Raw genomic sequence first — 2,799 nt, forward strand, 5'->3', positions numbered from 1 at the left:
CAATCATATTAGGATCGGTGCGGCGTAGTCCGGTAGCTTTGATCGGTTCGTGGGCATTTACCGCAACCTGATAGTCCGCAGCCTTAATCGCAGCGTTGTTATAGTGATTGACCATCCACTGCCCGTGGTGGTACTCCCCCTTCGGAATAATCGGTCCTACGTAACCCGACTTCACCGAATGAATGCCCAGCGACTGCATCAAGGCGTAGGCTGTATCCATCTGTTGATCGTAGGTGCGGGGAGCTGCCGAAGTTTCGTGGTGCATAATCAGTTCTACTCCTTTCTCTCTTCCGTAGCGAACTACTTCCTCAATATCGTAGTCGGGATAGGAAGTGATAAAGTCAAAGACTCCCTCCCGGTCTTCAAAGCCAATCCAGTGATCCCAACCGGTGTTCCAACCTTCTACTAGTAAACCTTTAATGCCGTTTTCGGAAGCAAAATCAATATAACGTTTAGCGTTTTCAGTAGTGGCGCCGTGCTTACTGCCGGTCACTTGCTCAGTGGTGTAGGTAGACATATCTTGGGTGCCTTCCATGTCCCAGGTAGAGATACCCAGGTGCATTTCCCACCAAATACCTACGTACTTCATCGGAGTAAACCAACTGATATCACCTAGTTTATTCGGTTCGTTTAAGTTAACGATCAACTTAGATTCAATCAGTCCGGCCGCATTATCACTAATCTGAATTGTGCGCCAGGGAGTGCTAAACGGCAATGCTCGTTTCACTTTATAGCCTAATCGGTCGGAGCCTACCAATCCGCTTTCCATCTGTAAGTTTTCCGGATCAATGCGCAGGGTCATTCCGGCGTAGTCTACCAAAGCCGCTTCATGAAAGCTTAAGTGCAGTCCATTAGCCGTACGCATGGTGATGGGCGTGTTCACTGCGTTTTCGGGGATGTAGGAAGAATTTAGATCGGGATGATCGCGTTTGGTAGTAGCGTCAATTTCGGTGAACGAACTGGTGTTGTACAAGTGCTCGTAGATATCCCAGTCTCCGGGTTGCCACCAACAGGTATGATCGCCGGTGAGCGCAAACCGGGTTTTTTCTTCCATAATGATCAAACTATCAACCCCATCCTGTTCAGGAAAGTGGTAACGAAAGGCTGCTCCGTCGTCATACGCCCGAAAGTAAATATCGAGTAGTCGGTTGGGAGCTTCTTTCTCCTGCAAGTGCACGATTAATTCATTATAGCGATTGCGTACCGAACGCTGTTCGCCCCAGGGCATGTCCCAGGTTTCATCCTTTGAACCAGTATCAGTACTGATAATTTCCAATCCACTACTCAGTACAGGTTGGTTTTGAAATTCAAAGCCTAACGTAGACGGCTGGATCACCGCAGTTTCCCCTCGCATAACGGAGTAGCTAGGAGTACCATCCTCCTGGAGAGCAAAGTCAATCGTGATATTTTCGGAAGGAGAGGGGACAGAGGTTACCATAGAATTTTCTGAGCTAGTGCAAGCAGTAAAAATTAGCAGAAGAAGAGCGAAAGAAAGGCGGCAAATCATAGAAAGCTGGTTATTGTAAACAATTCCTTAGGGTAATAATAATCATCGAGTCTTGCAAAGATAAGCACCTATTCGTTAGCATACGTTAGCGATTATCCAGAGCAATAGGCCGAGCCTGCACTCCTCGGCGAGTCATCTTCACTGGCTGAATAGTACCATCTTTATTAAACAGCAATCGATCAATACAGGTAACCCGATGGTCACGATCCTCATTAGGAATGGGGCGACGATGATAAATGATATACCAGTCGTCAGTGCCCGGTACCCGAAGTGCTGAATTATGACCTGCTCCGGTAGCCAATCCTGGTTCAGACGATAAAATAGTACCCATACGCTGGTACGGGCCGTCTACCTGATCGGCTATCGCGTAGGCTACCGTATACGTGCTATCCGTCCAATTACCTTCCGACCACATGAAGTAATACTGTTCGTTTCGCAGAAAAACGAAGGGGCCTTCTACGTAGCCTTCCGGGGTAATCTCCTTCACTATAGTGCTATCGCTCCAGGGTTCTAAAGCAGTAAAGTCTTCGTTAAGTTTCCCTAAGTTACAGTGACTCCAGCCACCGTAAAAAATATAATAAGTTCCGTCGGTGTCTTCGAACACAAACTGGTCGATGGGCTGAGCATCGTTGTAGAAATCTGCAATCAGGGGTTTGTTCAAATAGTCGCGGAAGGGCCCCGCCGGAGAGTCGGCTACTCCTACCCCAATACCCCCAAAGTGGTTAATATCGTTATTCTCATCCCAATTCGGACGACTGGGTCGCTGCACATCATTGGCCGCAAAAAATAAAAAATATTGCCCATCCTTTTCTATGGCAGCCGGAGCCCACATAGCTTGTCGCGCCCACTTCACCGCTGCCGTATCTATGATGCGAGAGTGCTTCGTCCAATTCACCAAATCGGGGGAAGAGAATGCATCCATGAATGTCTGCTCCTCAAAAGCAGCCGAATAGGTCGGATAAATCCAGTACGCACTGTCGAACACAATTCCTTCCGGGTCGGCGTACCACCCCTCAAAAACGGGATTACCCGCTCGGGCAATACTGTCGGCAGCAGATGTAGTATCGGTAGGGCTGCTAGTACATCCGATAGCAATGAATAATAAGAAAAAGTATCCGTAAGTTAATCGTTGCACGTAGTTAGTCTTTGCTTGGTTTAGGGTATAATTTCAGTACCGTACACAAAAATAAAGTAGGGTGAGGTTGGATTTTCAGAAAAGAGAAAAGATCGGCAATTTTGTAGCGACTAAACATACATAATTACCGATCTTAGAGATGATTTTCAAAGTGGGC

2 protein-coding genes are annotated in these 2,799 nt (G+C 47.3%); both read right to left on the bottom strand.

Annotated elements, in window-relative coordinates:
* Positions 1 to 1,438, bottom strand: a 1,438-nt coding sequence (locus tag WBA23_RS16760) for a glycoside hydrolase family 97 N-terminal domain-containing protein (RefSeq protein WP_424583435.1), incomplete at its 3' end; no start/stop codon positions are given.
* Positions 1,439 to 1,592: 154 nt separating this feature from the next.
* Entirely contained in the window at positions 1,593 to 2,642 is a 1,050-nt protein-coding gene (locus tag WBA23_RS16765; protein ID WP_424583436.1) for a glycoside hydrolase family 43 protein, read from the bottom strand.
* Positions 2,643 to 2,799: the final 157 nt, after the last annotated feature.

Source organism: Tunicatimonas sp. (assembly GCF_049647865.1).
In the GTDB taxonomy this organism is placed as follows: domain Bacteria; phylum Bacteroidota; class Bacteroidia; order Cytophagales; family Cyclobacteriaceae; genus Tunicatimonas.